Raw genomic sequence first — 16,952 nt, 5'->3', positions numbered from 1 at the left:
ATCGCATTTTATAGCGAAATAAAGTATGTAATGTTAAACATTAAACTAAGCCAACATATCCCTGTTCTAATTATAGAACAGGGATATGTTGGCTTTATATTTTCAAATTAAATAACCTCATTGGATTTTGACAAGAAAATAATTAATATAGATTTGAATTCTCATTCGTAAAGCATGTTTTAATCTTCTTAATGCTCTTTCATTTTTGTCTCAATGCTTGTTTTCAAATCAGTTGATACTTGATTGAAATACCCCAAAACGATCTCCCTAATATCATCGGATATAACTTTCAAATCACTAGCTAAGTTTTCAGCGAGATGTTCTTTTTCTATTGGCTGTAACTTCGTATAAAATTCACCAGCCTGCGTAAAGTCATCCTGTTTCATTATAGAAGTTCTTTCAAGTTTACCTTCAACGTACCTTCCTTCACCGGTTGTAATTTGATTAGCAGGTGTCCAATCTTGCTGCTGGTTAATCGTTAATTTGCGAAATTCTGGACCAATTCTTCTTCTTTGTGAATCACTGTAAATGTTAGCGCGCCCTTGCAGCATTTTATCATCTGATAGTTCTGCACCATCCAGTAAATTAGAAGGAGAGAATGCGACCTTTTCTACTTGTTCCATAAAATTTTCAGGATTTTTATTTAATACCATTTTCCCGACTGGTATGAGAGGATACGTCTGTTCATCCCATACTTTTGTGTCATCTAAAGGATCATAAGAAAGGTGCGCTTCATCTTTCGGATCCATGAGCTGGACGTATAAACCATACTCCACTGGTTTACCATTTTCAATAGCATCATATAAATCTTTCCCGCTATAATCAGGATTTTCAGCAGCTAATTTAATTGCTTCTTTACTAGTAATGTACTGTACACCTTCAAATGGGTACCAATGATACTTTACATACTTTCGATTACCTTCCGCATTTCTCCATACATATGTATTAACACTATGTCCTGGAATGTGGCGAAGACTTTTGGCCGTACCATTATTAGAGTATAAACGGACAACAAAATGAATAGATTCAGGTGCTTTAGCGACAAAACTCCAAAATCTATTAGGGTCTATTAAGTTATTTTTAGGTGAAGGCAATAATGCTTGAATCGTTTCAGGGAAACGCATTGGATCACGGACAGAAAAAACAGGAATGTGATTACATAAAAGGTCAAAAATGCCTTCTTTTGAATAAAATTTTGTGGAAAAACCGCGTACATTTCTAGCAGTATCCGGTGTTCCTTTCGTACTAACAGCTAACGAAAATCGAACCATAACAGGAACTTTCTCATTAGAATTTTGTAAAAAACTTAATTTAGTATGTTCAGACATCGAATATATCGTTTGAAAATAACCGAACGCACCAAATCCTTTTACATGAACAGGTCTTTCTAAAATTTTTTCATGAATAAATTGTTGTAATGACTCATGCAGTACACTATCTTGCTCTAGTACAGGTCCACGTGAACCAACTGTTTGAGAGTGAAATTTAGCTGGTTCAGTAAGTTCTCGATGTTTATTAAAGTCTTCTTCTAATAATTCTTTCCTATGTTTATCATATTTTTCATTCATCGATATAGCCTCCAAATTTTTTCGTCGATTGTTACTAAATATGATTTTATAGTCTCGATTATGTATGACATACAAAGTTCAAAGCAGTAACATACCGCTAGATGAAAAAAACACATATGTAGTGGACCTGTTGAAATAGAAGAAATTATGGAAAAATGAATATCGGGAAGAGAAAGCACACGTTTTAATAAAAAATGTGGAAGAAAACCACTATTAAAATTTCAATCTTAAAACTTAATTTATAAACGATTATATAGAGAATAAACGTTAAAAAAGGAAAAATAACTAGGAGGAATTTAACATGTCGGATTGGTTTCAATTAGATAAAGAATATATGATGTCTACATATTGTCGGACAGAGGTTGCAATGGAAAGAGGAGAAGGATGTAAACTATATGATGTAGATGGTAAAGAGTATTTAGATTTATTTTCTGGCGTAGGAGTAAATGTACTAGGATACAATCATCCTAAAATTGTACAAACGACAATGGAGCAAGTTGTGAAATCGTTGCATTTACCGTTTCATTTCTTAAACCCAGTTGCAATTGAGTATGCAAAGAAATTAGTAGAGTGTACTTTAAAAAGCGGAAAAGTCTTTTTTACAAACTCTGGTACGGAAGCGACAGAAACGACATTAAAATTAATTGATAAATATAGATCTATTGCGAATGAAGAGCGTGACGGAGTAGTTGTGTTAAAAGATAGTTTTCACGGGAGGACGTTAGGGGCACTACATTTTACGAGACAAGAAAAGGTATATCAAAATTTCCCTAAAACATCTATTCCTGTATACGAAGTAGAGCGTGAGAATATAGACCAATTAGAGGAGACCATTATTAAAGAAAAACCAATTGCGATTATGCTAGAGCCTGTTTTAGGAAGTGGGGGAATTTATCCTTTATCAAGTAAATATTTGCATGGTGTTCAAAATTTATGTGAAAAATATAATGTACTTCTTGTCGTTGATGAAGTTCAAAGTGGTATGGGTCGAACGGGAAAACTATTTGCTTATCAAAATTTTAATATCACACCGGACATTATTCAAATTGGTAAAGGAGCAGGAGGCGGGATACCGCTAGGAGGAATTATTGTAGGTGAAAAGTTATGTGATGTATTTTCACCAGGAGATCACGGGACAACGTTTGCTCATTCATCAATGGGAACAGCTTTAGGTTTAAAGGTATTAAATACATTACTTGATGATGGGTTAATGCAAGAAGCTTATGAAACGTCACTATATTTGAATGACAAACTGCAAGACATTCAGAAAGAAAATTCTTATTATATACAGGAAGTGCGTCATGCTGGCATGATGTTTGGAATTAGTCTGAATGATACGAATGAAAATGTGAAGAAATTACAGGTTGAGCTAATGAATAAAGGAATGTTAGTCGATGTAACACAAGGGAATATTATTCGATTACTTCCGCCGTATATTATTACGAAAGAGGAAATTGACGCATTTATGAATCAGTTTATTATTTGTTTAGATAAAGTTGCTGCTGTAGTAAGTGCTTAAAAATTAAAGCTATATTTTATATAAAGTGCACTCTAATTGTTGGGGATAGTTTACAATTGGGGTGCATTTTTTATAGTTGAATTTTGTAAAATACAGTCGTTTGTATATGATAACGGAAAAATAGAAGGAATTTCGTTATATTTGAGTGGTGAAGAAAAGGGAAAGTAAGTATAAAGATAGTAGATAAAGCAGGTGGTTTAAATAACTAATGATAGAACGTTTTGAAAATAATAGCATACGAATATATAAATAATAAGAATGAGGTGATATATTGGAAAATAATGATATTCAATTTACTTCTTTACAAATGAGAACGGATAAATATGGTTGGGCTAGTATTCAATATACAAATAAAAAGCAGGCTATCTTATATACTCAAAATAGAGGAGTAGAATGGGATGTTGTCAATCCTCTTAATTCAATTGTATTATTTGGGTATCCAATAAACGCTCGAAGCTCTTGGGCATATGGTTTAACAAAAAAGAATGACGATTTATTGCCAGCTATATTTTATACAGTTAATAGAGGAGAAAGGTGGAGTGAGTTTATTTTACCGGTTGAAGAAGATTGGGAGAAATCGACTGATGTTCAAGTACAATTGCATGCTACGAATATGGATAGTATATGGATTGTATTATCTAGAAAGCTCGCATCAAATAAATTTGAACATAATTTATACTATTTGAAAACGAAAGGGAAAGTTTGGAAAGTAATAAAAAATATAAGTATTAGTGATAGTATTTCAGGGATAACATTTATAAACGATCTAATTGGGTTTATTTCATTACAAAAACATTATGAAACATCAACGGTATTTAAAACAATAAATGGTGGGGAAAGTTGGCATCCTATAAAAGATATTCCAAGTCTTGAAGGAATTAATAATGGGACTGCTATGGCTTATAAAGCAATCTATAAAAATAACTTATTAGTAATACCAACTAAAAAGAATGATGATGTATTTTTAATGAATTACTCATTTGATAAGGGGAATTCGTGGCATATTTCAAATAAAACAATAAATACTAGTAAAGTGGCTGTTTCGTTTTTTAGTTCCTATTATGGCTGGGTTATAAATAGTGAAAATGGAAGTGTGTATCAAATAATAAAAAAAGGAGCAAAATGGATTAAAGTATCAAGTAATCCATTGTTAAAAAATGTATTTTGTTTGCATTTTTTTAATCGGCGTAAAGGTTGGGCGTGTAATAAAAAAGAAATATTTACTACAAAAGATCGCGGTATAACATGGAAAAAGGTAGTATATAAAATTAATAATATTGATAAATTTATTTAAAAAAGTCCTAAAGAAATTAGGACTTTTTTTGTTTTTTATGGTGAGAGTTGTAACAAACAATGATAAGAGAAAGGAGGTAAGTGCAGAATTATATTTTTAAAAATAGACGTTTGTTTTCACACAGTATAATTCACTTTTGAATATGTTAATAAAGTAGCAAATTCATAGGAAATGGTAATACTTAATATTTTATGTCACATGATGTGTAAAGGGGGCGTGTAATGAAATCGTTAACGGTTATTATTTTGTACAGTGAAAGAGAGCAAATATTAGAAGAGTCAATTCAATCTATATGGAAGCTAAATCCTCTTGAAATTATAATTTTAGTTCCTAACGATAGAAGTAATTTGTATGAAATAGCAAAGAAACATAAATGCCATATTGTTTTGATGGATAAATATAGTACGTATTATGATGGGTATGAAGCTTCTGTAAAGGCAGCAAAAGGAGATGTATTGTTATTTGTAGATAGTAATTTTTTATTATCCACAAATGAAATGCAGAGATTTATTGAGCCAATTGTTACAAATCAAGCCGATGTAGTTTTAAATAAAATAGATAAATTGATAGAAATAGGTAAATGTCCAAATATGGATATTGTATGGAGAAAAATGTTAAATGAAATTTTAAGTCGACCAGATTTAAAAAGCAATTCAATACTTTCGTTACCATATGCGCTTACGAAGGAAGTAGTGGAAAATATCGGCTTTAATTATATGGAAGATATCGTTCTATCTCATATGAAGATTGTGAATCAAGGGTGGCGGATTAACGATCAATATGCAATCAATACGTTATCTAAAGATGAGACTATAGAGGAAGGAGGATATTTAATAAAAAAAGAGTTATCCAAAAATGAAAAAGAGAAAGTAGAAAGATATTTACGCGGTATAGCTAAATGGATAGAGAAAAAAGGAAGAAGAGTAGGGTTTACTGATGCAGGAAAAAGAAGAGATATTGTTCAAAAACTAGGTGAATGTAAGCGATACCCTTCCTATCATCAAGGGTGGGGAATGCATTCTTCAATTTATGATGGGAAGCAACTTTCTGTCATTATACCAGTACAAAATGAAGAAGAGACTATAGAACAAGTAATACTTGAGGCGAGAAAAATAGAACCACTAGAAATCATCGTCGTTGTAAATGGTTCGACAGATCAAACGGCTAATATTGCTAAAAGACTTGGTGTTACTATTATTGAATATAACGAACGACTTGGTCATAATGTTGGACGTGCTATTGGAGCGCTTGAAGCTACAGGAGATATTCTTTTATTTATTGATGGTGATTTTAGTGTTTCAGGAAGTAATTTGCATCATTTTACAAAAGCAGTTTCAGCTGGTGTAGACATAGCATTAAATGATTTGAATCCGATGTTACACCCTCCGTTTTATGTTGTAGACGTCGTAAAATATATGCTTAATTTAGCATATAATCGTCCAGAATTAAGCAATGGCTCATTAGTAGCAATTCCACATGCTATGAGTAGATCATGTTTAGATGCAATAGGCTGGGAAAGCTTACTATGCCCTAGTCTTGCACAAGTAAAAGCAATATTACAAGGGTATAGAGTAGAATGTGTACATTACGTTGATGTTGTAAAACCGAATAGAATTCGTTTAATGGAGAATGTAAGTCACAATGGGCATCCTCCGGCAGTATTAAGAATCATTGGTGATCACGTTGAAGCTCTCTCTTACTTGATAGAACAACTCGAAATGGATGGAAAGGGTGATTAAACTGTTAGACCAGTATAAAATAATTAACATTTCATATGAACAATTATGGCAAATGGATTTTCAAATTACAGAACCATTTATACTCAAGGTTGATTGGGATAAAGTAACGTATGAATTTTTAATTCGTATTAAGCCCGATGCTTCTAACACTATTGTTTTTGGATCCGGAGCAGGTGGGTTTCAAGAACAGCCAATTGGTCCACCTATTTTTCATCGACATTCTTGGATGGATGAATTTGAAGATACTGTTATATATTATAATGACCCTACGTTATATCTTGGAAAATTATCTTTAGGTTGGGGACAGGGAGAGTTAAATAGATTTTATTTACAAGATATAGCAAATATTTTAGAAATAGTATTTGTAAAGTTAAAAGTTGATTCGAAAAATGTGTTGTTTTATGGCAGTTCTGGGGGAGGATTTATGTCTTTAATTTTAGCTGGATTCGTTAAGGGCTCCACAGCTTTCATTAATAATCCTCAAACAAATTTATTAAAATGGATACCTGTACCAATAAATCTAGTTTTCGATTTGTCTTATCCAAATTTATCAAGAGAAGAAGTTGAAGAGAAATTTGGCGAAAGAATTAATGTTGTGAAATTTTTTAATCACATTAAATATGTACCGAATATTTATTTTTTGCAAAATTTCGCGTGTGAATTTGATGTGCAAAATCATTTGCTACCATTTATTTCCGAATTAGAGCAACTTGATAAAGACACGGAAGTAAATCAAATTATAATTGAATTATATTTTGATAAAAAAGCAGGGCATGCAGCTGTAGGGAAGAGTGAAACAATTGAATATATAAAAAAAGTAAAACCTAATCAGACTGTAAAAGAAGAACAAAAAGAAGTGGACCTATCAGTTGTTATAGTTTTAGGAGAAGAAAAATCAAAATTGAATCAAATTTTAAATAAAGTGCAGCATATAAAACCACTAGAAATTATTATTGTAGCTGATGATAGAATGAGTGCGATACAATCTATACCAACATTTGTTGAAAGTAACGTTGTTGTGATTGAGGAGAAAAGTAAATGGAAAGCACCAGTTCATGGGGCAAAAGTCGCCAATGGTGATGTAGTCTTATTTTTAAATGGAGAAGATGTTATTTTTTCGGTAGAATTAGAACGATTTATAGAACCGCTACTAAAAAAGGAACAGGATGTAATTTTAAATAATATAGACTCGGTTTGTTTTGAAAAGATGAGAGTAGAATGGCCAAGCATTGCTATGGTGTATAAAAAAATAGTAAACGATGTATTGGGGCGTATGGATTTAAAATATGATTCGATGTTATCTATGCCATATGCTATTACTAAAAAAGCAATTGAAGACATTGGATATGATATCTTGCAGAACCCTATTCTGTCCCAAGTAACTCTTATTGAGAAAGGGTGGCGACTACAATCCTCGTCAGCCATCACTAACACCTCCTTGAATAATATGCCTGCAAACAAAACCTCTTTCTATAAAAATGGATTAACTAAATTAGAAGTATATGAGATTAAAGAAAATATAAAAGCTTTGGAGAGTTGGTTACAACGAAAAGATGATAGAGGTAATTATACAGATGGAGGAAGAAAAAGAGAAATTATAGAGCAGTTAAAAAACCAAAAGAATTATTCACGTTTCCATAAAGGATGGGGAATGAATTCCTCTATTTATAATGGAAAACAGTTATCAATTATTATACCAGCACAAAATGAAGAATCAACGATTAAAGAAGTTATTCTTGAGGCAAGAAAAATTGAACCGAAAGAAATAATTGTTGTCATTAATGGGTCAACAGATCAAACAGAAGCAATTGCTAAGCAATCAGGGGCAACAGTAATTGTTTATGAAGAAAGATTAGGGCATGATGTAGGACGGGCAATTGGTGCACAAGAAGCGACAGGAGATATACTTCTCTTTATTGATGCTGATTTTGCTATTCCAGCAAAAGATCTTCATCCGTTAACGCAAGCTGTTGCGGATGGTGTTGATATGGTTTTAAATGATTTAAATTTAAATCTTAGATTTCCTCTATATATTGTAAGTTTATATAAATATATGTTGAATATTGCTTGTAACCGTAAAGATTTAGGGGTAGGATCTACAATTGCTGTTCCCCATGCTATTAGTAGAAAATGTTTAGAGGGAATTGGCTGGGACACTCTTCACACAGCGTGTGTTGCACAAGTAAAGGCAATATTAGAAGGGTATAAAGTCGAATGTGTCCATTTTGTAGATGTAATGAAACCAAATCGTATTCGGCCACAAGAGCATTTTGCGACGATAGGACATCCACCAGCTGTATTGAGAATTACTGGGGATCATTTAGAAGGACTTTCATATTTATTGAAGAATAAGGATTTTAAAGATTTATTTTAAAAGGTAAATTTGTCTATTGAATGAGTAACTTAAACATTTCATTTATGCAACTTGACGATATTTAGTATTGCAATGAAACTAAAATCAAAAATTTTTATTATTTTTAGCTCAGGTACAAGTGAAGAGCATGTTTCACTGACTGATAGTAAATGAACAAGTAACTAAAAGGTAAAGGCTTCTTTATATATATGAAGAAGCTTTTATCTTTTTTATTTTAAGTATGGAAGGTAAAGAGTAAATAAAGTTGTAACGGTATTTTTATTTTTGGATAAATTGATATTAGATATAAGAAAGGAGGGAATATCTTGTCTTGCATCAATAAAAGTTGTTTTCATATTTCTTTAGAAACTAAAGTCAATCCAAATGGTGGGGCAGAAATATTCGTAAGGTGCAATGATGAATGTTTATCTAATTTTAATGTAATACCGTTTATTGCATGTGTTTCTATTTCAGTAAAGGATGATTTGAGTTTTTTAGTTGATTTAGATAGTTTAATAAAACGTTAATTTTCTATGCAGTTAATAATAAAATAACATCTAATTTATAAGACTTAGTAAGAGAGTCGTGTCCGAATTTAATTAACTGCATATATTGTTAAAAGAAAGGAGGGAGAGTTATGGCATGTACTACGAATAATGTTTGTTTAGATGTGTGTCTTAAAATTACAATTACCCCTGGTAGTGGAATTGATGCAGTAGTCGATTGTGGAGGCACATGTGGGACAAGTCCTACTATTGTAATTAGTCCTAGTGGATCAATTGTTATTACTTTACCATTAGTTGCATGTTTCTCAATTGCACTAAAAGATGATTTAAGTGTTGACTCTTCATTAACAAGCCTCTATTTTCAAACTTCTTAAGAAAGATACAGAAATGAAAAGCCTGCCTGCTACTTTTCTTTTGATCTAATGTAAAAATAAAAAAGATGGTTACAACCATCTTTTTTTATTTTGCTATATATTTAAAATGAATTCATATATTATTTGGTGGTAAGAATATACAATTAAAAGCATTCAGTGTTTCTTTTTTGTTCAATGAGGTAAGAAATTGCTTCTATATGATCACCAATGATTTGTTGCGTTGCTAATGAAAGGTAGCCTTCCTGCGAGAAGTGTTTTTCTGGTCGAACTCGATTTATCTTGTCAACGTCGATAGAATGAACATTTTGTACATGCAATCCTGCTAAAATTGTTTTAACTTGACTTAAGGTTGGTGAAAGAAGAGAATCAAACCCAATTGTATCAATGCATTTTCGACTAAAAGCATGAGGGACAGCAGTTGTGGAGCCCATACCTAAATCTTTTCGATTACATGCTAAATTAACAACATGCTTACATGCAGTTACGATAGTATAAGGAACACGATACATGTAGTAGTGCTCTAATTTATTTAAAGCTAAATCGGTTCCATTTTGAACAGATTGTACAAATGGTAATAAATCAGAACTAGGAATTAAGAAATCACCATCAATAAATAATAATATATCACCTTTTGCAAAATATGCACCAACGGCACGTCCGGTATCAATGCCGAGTGCTTCTTTGTAAGTAATAACTGTTGCACCGCAATTCTTCGCCAATTCCTCTGTTTTATCTGTTGATCCATTAACAATAATGATGATTTCTAAAGGTTTTAATTTCTGCACCTCAAAAATGATAGATTCTATCGTTTTTTCTTCATTTTGAACAGGGATAATGATGGATAATTGTTTATTTCCATAAGTATTTGAATAAAACTCTTTACCTGTAATTATTTTGGATATAGCTCTTTGTTCGCCGTTTTGAAGTTCTAAAATAATATCCCGCCTTCGATTATTATCAGTATAGTTTCCTCTTGAATCTTGTAATATATTTACCCAATTTTCAATTGCTTCTAGGTGATAACGAATGAGTTGTTTTGAGGGGAAGGAGGGAATTTGCGGTATAGAAATTTTGAAATGATTGCTAATGCGAAATTTATTTTTAATAATTTTCATTTGTGCTAATATCGGATTTAATAAACTTTCTGGAGTAATTGCATCAAGAATCTCTTTTGTTATTGCATAGGGAGGAAATAATAGTGAGTTAACATGTAAATCTGGACGATGAAAAAAATGATTCGTAACTTGCTGCCAAATCATTTCTATAGTTGGCTTTTGCTTTTGATAAAAAAAGTCATCTAAATTGTTTAATACTATGTCAGCTGATTCGTCTAGTAATGGTTGAAGAAATTGTGTAAGTAAGGAAGATTGGATAATGTAATTTGCATCTAAAAATAAGAGGTACTTACCCTTTGCTTTTTTTGCACCAATTACATAACAATTATTTGATTCTGTCGGTACTTCTAGTGTGATAATTTTACAATTGTAAGATTGTGAAATATCAATGGAATCATCGATACATCCGTTAATAGTAAGGATAATTTCTAAAGGCTGTAGTTGTTCACAGGCTTTCAAAATTTCAGGTAAAACTTTTATGTTATGCTGTATACGAATAATAATAGAAATCGGATTTTTACACATAAGTAGTCTCCTTTTTAATCAGAGGTAGTTATTAATAAGGTTAGATAAAATAGGAGATATATATTTTATTATATACGTAACCACTATTTAGTTTTATCAGACTTAGAATTTTCATTACTTGAATTGGAACCTTTATTTATTCCAGACGCGAGTAAATTATTGAGAACGCTAAGGTCTAATTGCATAGGGATTGAGTTTTTGGATGTAGTTTTCTCATTTTCTTTTTTTGTAGTTAATATAGTCTTTATATTTTTTATTTCTTTATATTGTTTTAAGGTAATGAAAAATCCAGAAATAATGAAGAGAAAAGAAACAGTAGCAAGTAAAAGTATTATTTCCAACATAAAATAGCCTCCTTTAAATCTATAATAATACTATAGTTGAATGTAATAAGACAAAATTCGAGCTAATGAGTTCACTTTTTAAATATATGCAAATCTTTAGTAAAAGTTACTAATTTCTAGGTTAAAGGAAGCAATTATAGAAACGTTATAAATATAAATAAATGAAAGTTTCATTTGTAGTGTAAAGGTATGTGTTATATAAGCTGAACGTCATTCTATAACAAGTTAAACAGGGTTTAATTTTATATAAAAAGAGCATTTAATTGGACAAATAATTAATTATGTGAAATAATAATAACAGATAAGGAGACGTTGCTTTTCCTTAAGTGCTTCGAATTAATTTTATTCAATAAGAGAAGGTGTGCTTAAAGAAGTTAAATTAAATAAGGAGCTGTTTTATTATATGCAACAAAATAATGATTTAAATTTTGAACCTCAAGACGTTAATATTGTTAATCCTAAACAAGCCAGGAAAGCAGTAATTGCTACTGGTATAGGGAACGCAATGGAGTGGTTTGACTTCGGATTATACGCGTATTTAGCGGTAATTTTAAGTCAATTATTCTTCTCTGGTGTTGATAATAGTGGATTGCAACTTGTACTTACATTCGGTACATTTGCAGCAGCCTTTCTCGTTCGACCAATCGGAGGTGTATTCTTTGGTAGAATAGGAGATAAGTACGGCCGAAAAATCGTGTTAAGTACTACTATTATTTTAATGGCACTTTCTACATTATTCATCGCATTACTACCAACCTATGAACAAATTGGTGTATGGGCACCAATACTACTTTTAGTTGCCCGAATGATTCAAGGCTTCTCTACAGGCGGCGAATATTCAGGAGCAATGGTTTATATCGCAGAATCTTCTCCAGATAAAAAGCGTGGTATACTCGGTAGTGGTCTTGAAATTGGAACACTCTCAGGTTACATTGCTGCATCGGTAATTGTTACCATTTTGACGTTATTGTTAACAGATGAGCAAATGCTCAGCTGGGGATGGCGTATTCCGTTCTTAATAGCTGCACCAATTGGTTTGGTCGGTTTATACTTACGCCGTCATCTAGATGAATCTCCAATCTTTGAAGAGATGGAAAAAGCACAAGAGGAATCTGAAGACAATGAACAATTTTCATTCATGGATATTATTAAATATCACAAAAAAGACTTCTTATTAAGCACAGTAATTGTCGCCTTCTTTAATATTACAAATTATATGATTCTTTCGTATATTCCTTCTTATCTAACTCAAGTACTTAAAGTCGAAGAAACAACAGGCTTATTAATTATTTCTATTACGATGGCACTTATGATTCCACTAGCACTATATTTCGGTAAATTAAGTGATAAAATTGGTAATAAACGCGTTGTGCAAATTGGTTTACTTGGTTTAACTGTATTTGCAATTCCAGCATTTTTACTAATAGGTAACGGACATATTGCAGCTATATTTGCAGGTATTTTCGTACTAGGTTTCTTCTTAAGTGTATATGAAGGAACATTACCTTCATTATTACCATCACTCTTTTTCACTGATGTACGTTATCGAGCACTTTCGATCTCATTTAATATTTCTGTATCGATATTCGGTGGAACAACACCGCTTGTATGTTCATACTTAGTTCATGCAACTGGTAACCCGCTCGCACCGGCATTTTATTTAGCAGGTGTAAGTATTATTGGATTAGTTGTATTTAGTGTACTATTCGTTACAACTTCAGGGCGTGCGCTAAAAGGTTCATATCCTACAGTAGAAACGAAAAAAGAAGCACACCAAATCGCTAAAGAAGACCCTGAAGAAACACTTTGGTGGCATGAAGAGTCATTAGAAATTGAAGCAGGGAAGAATGCTTCCATTTAAAAAGCAACGTAGAAGTACAAAAAGACTCCTATGAATATAGGAGTCTTTTTGTTACGTTATTTCTTTCGTTTCTTCAAACTTTTTTGATATGCATAAAGCTTATGAATCTCTTCCTTAAATTCATGTAGAAGTACAGTGTTTGCACTATTTGAATAACGCACCGTATTATAAGTATCTATAATAATATCACTTTGAATATTTACATCTTCTTCATCGTTTATTCTTTCTAGCCAAGCCTCAACAGTTTCTCCCCGTTTTCTATTTAAAGGAGGGGTTAACTTACTCTCTAGCTTAAAAATTTCCTTCCGAATTTCGTTATGTGGCGGTTTATTTCGTTTAAAACGATTTTGGCTCATTCCTTCTTTATCAGTAATGATAGTAGATTCGAAGGCGGGCATATTTGGTAAACTTAAATGTTTTCGTTTTTTTACTATTTTCCAAACGACGTAAATAGCGATAGCTGTACAGACTATTATTGTAGTGCTATTTATGAGTATTGGATCAAAATCAGGAATTTTTTTTCCGTCTTCAATTTTTGGTTTTAAGAGATGTCCTTTATTTGCCCAAACATCTTCAGTATCTTTTAATTCCGCTGCTTTAATTAATGGCATTAAAGCATAGCCGACGCCTAATGCGACTACTTCCGTTATAAAACCAAAAATAAGTCGAATGAAAGGAAATACTTGAACAATTAATATACTCATTAAGCCAATCGTAATGATAGAAGAAAAACGTAATAGTTGTTGTTTGCGATTTGCCCCGGTTAACCAAAATGTAATCATAAGATGCAAGGCTAACATTAATAGTTTCCACAACGGTGGAAAGGGTGCATAAAATATAGCTGAAACGACAAACCATACAATACCACCTAAAGATTTTTGAACTGGATATCCAGGTCCGACCACATGTACGATAAAGAAAAATAGTGGTAATATGATTGTGCCAAATAGAGAAAAAGGTAAAAATAAAGAGAAAAGAACGATTTGAAGAACTAAAAGTATTACAAATCCTGTTGTTTTTTTCTGCATAAATTTATGAATAAGAAATACTCCAATATAGCCTGTTGTTAAAAATATTGCAATACTAATTAGTTCATCTCTTTCTGTTAATAATGAAAGCAGAAGGAGCAGAATGAAATCATGAATGTGATATAGCCAAGTTTTCAACTGGTTCCACCATCCCTTCACTAGTAATGAGAAACGTTGGCTGCGAGAGAAGAGGGAGTTCATTTCTTTGTAAACCAATGTATATCATTGTAGACGATCGTTCTCTTTTTCTCTTTACATAATGAAGGAATCCTTGTTTCGGAAGTAACGTACTATCATCTGAAATACGGGCTAATTCTTCTAAAGCTTTTGCATATTGTGTTTGTCCTTCATTTAACGGTACATGTAATGCACCGCCTTCTGCTAATACACTAATAAACAATTCAAACGGAATGTGGTGCTTCGTTGCATACTGGAAAATGTATGTTGCATATGAAATAAGTTCTTCTACATTATCTTTCCAACCAAATCCACGATCGGCAGCTAAAGAAAGACAAATCGTCCAACTATAATTTTTTACAGGTTCATATTGCTTCGCCTGTAATTGTTGCATTTTAGCAGATGCCTTCCAATGAATAGAGCGGAAAGACTCACGCTCATATCGCTTTACACCGATAATAGATGTTTCATCATTGTAAAAAGAAAAATTCGTTCGATAAGATCCATTCAAAAGTTGCTGAAGTTCTTGCAAACCTGCTACTTCTTTAGGAGAAGGATACACAATAATTTCAGTCCTTAATTTATCAAAAACAGGTAAATGTACAGTTAATAGATGAAATGGATCTTTTAATACACATTCAAATTGTTCAATTTGAAACACACCACGCTTCGTGGCGGTTAATGTTAACCCCCATTTTTGTGCCGAATGTGCAGGTTGTGAAAATGGGAAAGAGAATAACGTTTTTGATATTTGTTCAATGCCTTGCTCTTTATGCGGTATAAGGGACGAATTTAAATGAAAGTAACAAACGCCATTAACGATTGGTATGCTGGCTCCATTTTTTAAATGAATAAAAAACTGTCCAGATTCCTCAGGAAAAATCCGTGTAGTTTGTTTCTCATTTATGATTTGAAACTTCTTCTCTATGAAAGCGACATATTTATAAATAAAAATCGCAAATAAATAATAGAAGAAAAAGAGAAACATAAGCATTCGTTGCGGGAAAAAGAATGTGAAAAGTAATGCGATTGGAACGGTTAGTTGAATAATATGGAGTTGAAAAAATAAAGGCACAGTTACAACACGCTGTCCATTCATGCTTGTTCAATCTCCACAGGTACGTCAACTTCTTTTAAAATACTTTGCATAATATCATTCTTTGTCGTACGCAGGGCACCTTCCATTGATAAGACGATACGGTGATTCCAAACAGAAGGAACTAACAATTGTATATCTTCTGGTGTGCAATATTCTCTCCCGCGTAAAAAGGCTAAAGCTTGAACAGCACGTACTAAAGCTAATGTGGCACGTGGGCTTACACCGTTAGCGATATAATCATGATTTCTTGTAGCATGAGCAAGTTTAATAATGTAATGTTCTAACGGTTCCGAAACAAATATTTCTTTTACTCGTTTTTGAGCTTCTAAAATATCTTCTAATGAGATGACAGATGTGACACTTTCTAATGGTAAATCGTTCCGAAAACGTCGCATCATTTGTAACTCATCTTTAGGAGTTGGATGACCGATTGAAATCGTCATTAAAAAGCGATCAAGCTGTGCATCTGGAAGAGGGAAAGTCCCTTGTGATTCAATTGGGTTTTGCGTCGCAATAACAAAGAACGGTTTCGGAAGAGGAGTTGACTGCTTCTCCAGCGTCACTTGTCGTTCTTCCATCGCTTCTAACAAACTCGACTGCGTTCTCGGCATTGCACGGTTAATTTCATCTGCTAGCAAAATGTTTGTCATAACTGGTCCAATTCTTAATTCGAATTCGCTTGTTTTTGGGTTGAAGTATTCAATACCTGTTACATCACTTGGAAGTACATCAGGGGTAAATTGAACGCGAGAAAAACTACCACCAATACTTTTTGAAATGGTTTTCGCCAGTAACGTTTTCCCAGTACCAGGCACGTCTTCGAGTAGTACATGTCCATCAGCAAGAAGTGAAACGAGCAGTAGATCAATAACATTTTCTTTACCAACAAACACAGATCCGATGTTTTCTTTCAATTTATTTATCATATGTACCATTCCTTTCATTATAAAAGAGCTAATATTTCTATATTTTAACAAATTATTCAGAAAATTGGTATGATTTTTTAATTCAAAGAAATGGATATTTAATTATTAAATTACTCTTGCATATTTTGGAATATAATTATACAATATCGATATATGATGTATCGTGAGTCGATATATCATATATCGATGTATCGGAGGTAGTTATAATGAATGCGAAGGCGCAAAAATATATTCCGTTAACTGAGGCGACATATTACATATTATTGTCACTCGTGAAGCCGTTGCATGGCTACGGAATTATGCAAATGGTAGAAGAGATGACAAATGGGGAAGTAAAGCTCGGCCCTGGTACTTTATATGGAAATACGACGAAATTACTAAAAGAGAAGTTAATTGTTGAAGTTGCCTCTACAGACAGAAAGAAGTGCTATGAGTTAACGCCGTTTGGGAGAGAAGTGTTAGAGCTCGAGTATAACAGATTGCAGAGATCTGTAAGGAATGGAAATAGTATATTAGGGGAGTGA

General features: G+C 32.6%; 14 protein-coding genes. 8 read left to right on the top strand and 6 right to left on the bottom strand.

Annotated features, from left to right (window positions below; translation table 11 throughout):
• Positions 1–188 precede the first annotated feature (188 nt).
• The gene (locus ACUN13_RS17180) at positions 189–1,568 is read right to left on the bottom strand and encodes a catalase (protein ID WP_001003610.1); all 1,380 of its coding nucleotides are present in this window, start codon (positions 1,566–1,568) and stop codon (positions 189–191) included.
• A gap of 301 nt (positions 1,569–1,869) precedes the next feature.
• On the opposite strand from ACUN13_RS17180, the gene ACUN13_RS17175 reads away from it, so the two are divergent.
• The 6 genes from ACUN13_RS17175 to ACUN13_RS17150 all read left to right on the top strand — a co-directional run bounded on the left by ACUN13_RS17175 (position 1,870) and on the right by ACUN13_RS17150 (position 9,353).
• Positions 1,870–3,087, top strand: a complete 1,218-nt coding sequence (locus tag ACUN13_RS17175; RefSeq protein ID WP_001286472.1) for an aspartate aminotransferase family protein — start codon at positions 1,870–1,872, stop codon at positions 3,085–3,087.
• A 271-nt stretch (positions 3,088–3,358) separates the two neighbouring features.
• The gene (locus ACUN13_RS17170; protein ID WP_000429609.1) at positions 3,359–4,381 is read left to right on the top strand and encodes a hypothetical protein; all 1,023 of its coding nucleotides are present in this window, start codon (positions 3,359–3,361) and stop codon (positions 4,379–4,381) included.
• 221 nt (positions 4,382–4,602) lie between these two features.
• Complete coding sequence (locus ACUN13_RS17165; RefSeq protein WP_000839312.1) at positions 4,603–6,120, top strand: glycosyltransferase; 1,518 nt, start codon at positions 4,603–4,605, stop codon at positions 6,118–6,120.
• A gap of 52 nt (positions 6,121–6,172) precedes the next feature.
• On the top strand, positions 6,173–8,494 hold the full coding sequence (locus ACUN13_RS17160) for a glycosyltransferase (RefSeq protein WP_409532169.1): 2,322 nt from the start codon (positions 6,173–6,175) through the stop codon (positions 8,492–8,494).
• A gap of 305 nt (positions 8,495–8,799) precedes the next feature.
• Positions 8,800–9,000 (top strand): hypothetical protein, encoded by a 201-nt coding sequence (locus ACUN13_RS17155; RefSeq protein ID WP_001277646.1) that lies wholly within the window; start codon positions 8,800–8,802, stop codon positions 8,998–9,000.
• A gap of 110 nt (positions 9,001–9,110) precedes the next feature.
• Positions 9,111–9,353, top strand: a complete 243-nt coding sequence (locus ACUN13_RS17150; RefSeq protein WP_000752474.1) for a hypothetical protein — start codon at positions 9,111–9,113, stop codon at positions 9,351–9,353.
• Positions 9,354–9,496: 143 nt separating this feature from the next.
• On the opposite strand, the gene ACUN13_RS17145 is transcribed toward ACUN13_RS17150, so the two are convergent.
• Together ACUN13_RS17145 and ACUN13_RS17140 are read right to left on the bottom strand one after the other, a co-directional pair.
• Positions 9,497–10,993, bottom strand: coding sequence for a glycosyltransferase (locus tag ACUN13_RS17145; protein WP_000335251.1), 1,497 nt, complete (start codon positions 10,991–10,993; stop codon positions 9,497–9,499).
• Between the two features lie 83 nt (positions 10,994–11,076).
• Positions 11,077–11,337, bottom strand: coding sequence for a hypothetical protein (locus ACUN13_RS17140; RefSeq protein WP_000889743.1), 261 nt, complete (start codon positions 11,335–11,337; stop codon positions 11,077–11,079).
• 403 nt (positions 11,338–11,740) lie between these two features.
• On the opposite strand from ACUN13_RS17140, the gene ACUN13_RS17135 reads away from it, so the two are divergent.
• Positions 11,741–13,198 carry an MFS transporter gene (locus ACUN13_RS17135; protein ID WP_001186926.1) on the top strand — a complete coding sequence of 486 codons (1,458 nt, stop codon included), beginning with the start codon at positions 11,741–11,743 and terminating at the stop codon, positions 13,196–13,198.
• Between the two features lie 56 nt (positions 13,199–13,254).
• Here the strand turns inward: ACUN13_RS17135 and ACUN13_RS17130 are convergent, their stop codons facing one another.
• The 3 genes from ACUN13_RS17130 to ACUN13_RS17120 are packed head-to-tail and all read right to left on the bottom strand — an operon-like array spanning position 13,255 to position 16,428.
• On the bottom strand, positions 13,255–14,364 hold the full coding sequence (locus ACUN13_RS17130) for a DUF4018 domain-containing protein (RefSeq protein ID WP_000860490.1): 1,110 nt from the start codon (positions 14,362–14,364) through the stop codon (positions 13,255–13,257).
• A complete protein-coding gene (locus ACUN13_RS17125; RefSeq protein ID WP_001014398.1) occupies positions 14,336–15,502 on the bottom strand; it encodes a DUF58 domain-containing protein in 1,167 nt (388 codons plus the stop codon). Before ACUN13_RS17125 ends, ACUN13_RS17130 begins: the two co-directional genes overlap by 29 nt.
• A complete protein-coding gene (locus ACUN13_RS17120) occupies positions 15,499–16,428 on the bottom strand; it encodes an AAA family ATPase (protein WP_000608784.1) in 930 nt (309 codons plus the stop codon). Before ACUN13_RS17120 ends, ACUN13_RS17125 begins: the two co-directional genes overlap by 4 nt.
• Positions 16,429–16,634: 206 nt before the next feature.
• On the opposite strand from ACUN13_RS17120, the gene ACUN13_RS17115 reads away from it, so the two are divergent.
• A complete protein-coding gene (locus ACUN13_RS17115; protein ID WP_000991882.1) occupies positions 16,635–16,952 on the top strand; it encodes a PadR family transcriptional regulator in 318 nt (105 codons plus the stop codon).

This window comes from Bacillus cereus group sp. Bce041, from assembly GCF_052646455.1.
This window is presented reverse-complemented; position numbering and strand designations above follow the sequence as displayed.

Excerpts from the sequence above, each read along its gene's own strand:
- ACUN13_RS17120 (WP_000608784.1), bottom strand. The coding sequence starts at position 16,428 with ATGATAAATAAATTGAAAGAAAACATCGGATCTGTGTTTGTTGGTAAA.
- ACUN13_RS17125 (WP_001014398.1), bottom strand. The coding sequence starts at position 15,502 with ATGAATGGACAGCGTGTTGTAACTGTGCCTTTATTTTTTCAACTCCAT.
- ACUN13_RS17165 (WP_000839312.1), top strand. The coding sequence starts at position 4,603 with ATGAAATCGTTAACGGTTATTATTTTGTACAGTGAAAGAGAGCAAATA.
- ACUN13_RS17175 (WP_001286472.1), top strand. The coding sequence starts at position 1,870 with ATGTCGGATTGGTTTCAATTAGATAAAGAATATATGATGTCTACATAT.
- ACUN13_RS17140 (WP_000889743.1), bottom strand. The coding sequence starts at position 11,337 with ATGTTGGAAATAATACTTTTACTTGCTACTGTTTCTTTTCTCTTCATT.
- ACUN13_RS17150 (WP_000752474.1), top strand. The coding sequence starts at position 9,111 with ATGGCATGTACTACGAATAATGTTTGTTTAGATGTGTGTCTTAAAATT.
- ACUN13_RS17180 (WP_001003610.1), bottom strand. The coding sequence starts at position 1,568 with ATGAATGAAAAATATGATAAACATAGGAAAGAATTATTAGAAGAAGAC.
- ACUN13_RS17145 (WP_000335251.1), bottom strand. The coding sequence starts at position 10,993 with ATGTGTAAAAATCCGATTTCTATTATTATTCGTATACAGCATAACATA.
- ACUN13_RS17115 (WP_000991882.1), top strand. The coding sequence starts at position 16,635 with ATGAATGCGAAGGCGCAAAAATATATTCCGTTAACTGAGGCGACATAT.
- ACUN13_RS17135 (WP_001186926.1), top strand. The coding sequence starts at position 11,741 with ATGCAACAAAATAATGATTTAAATTTTGAACCTCAAGACGTTAATATT.
- ACUN13_RS17160 (WP_409532169.1), top strand. The coding sequence starts at position 6,173 with ATGGATTTTCAAATTACAGAACCATTTATACTCAAGGTTGATTGGGAT.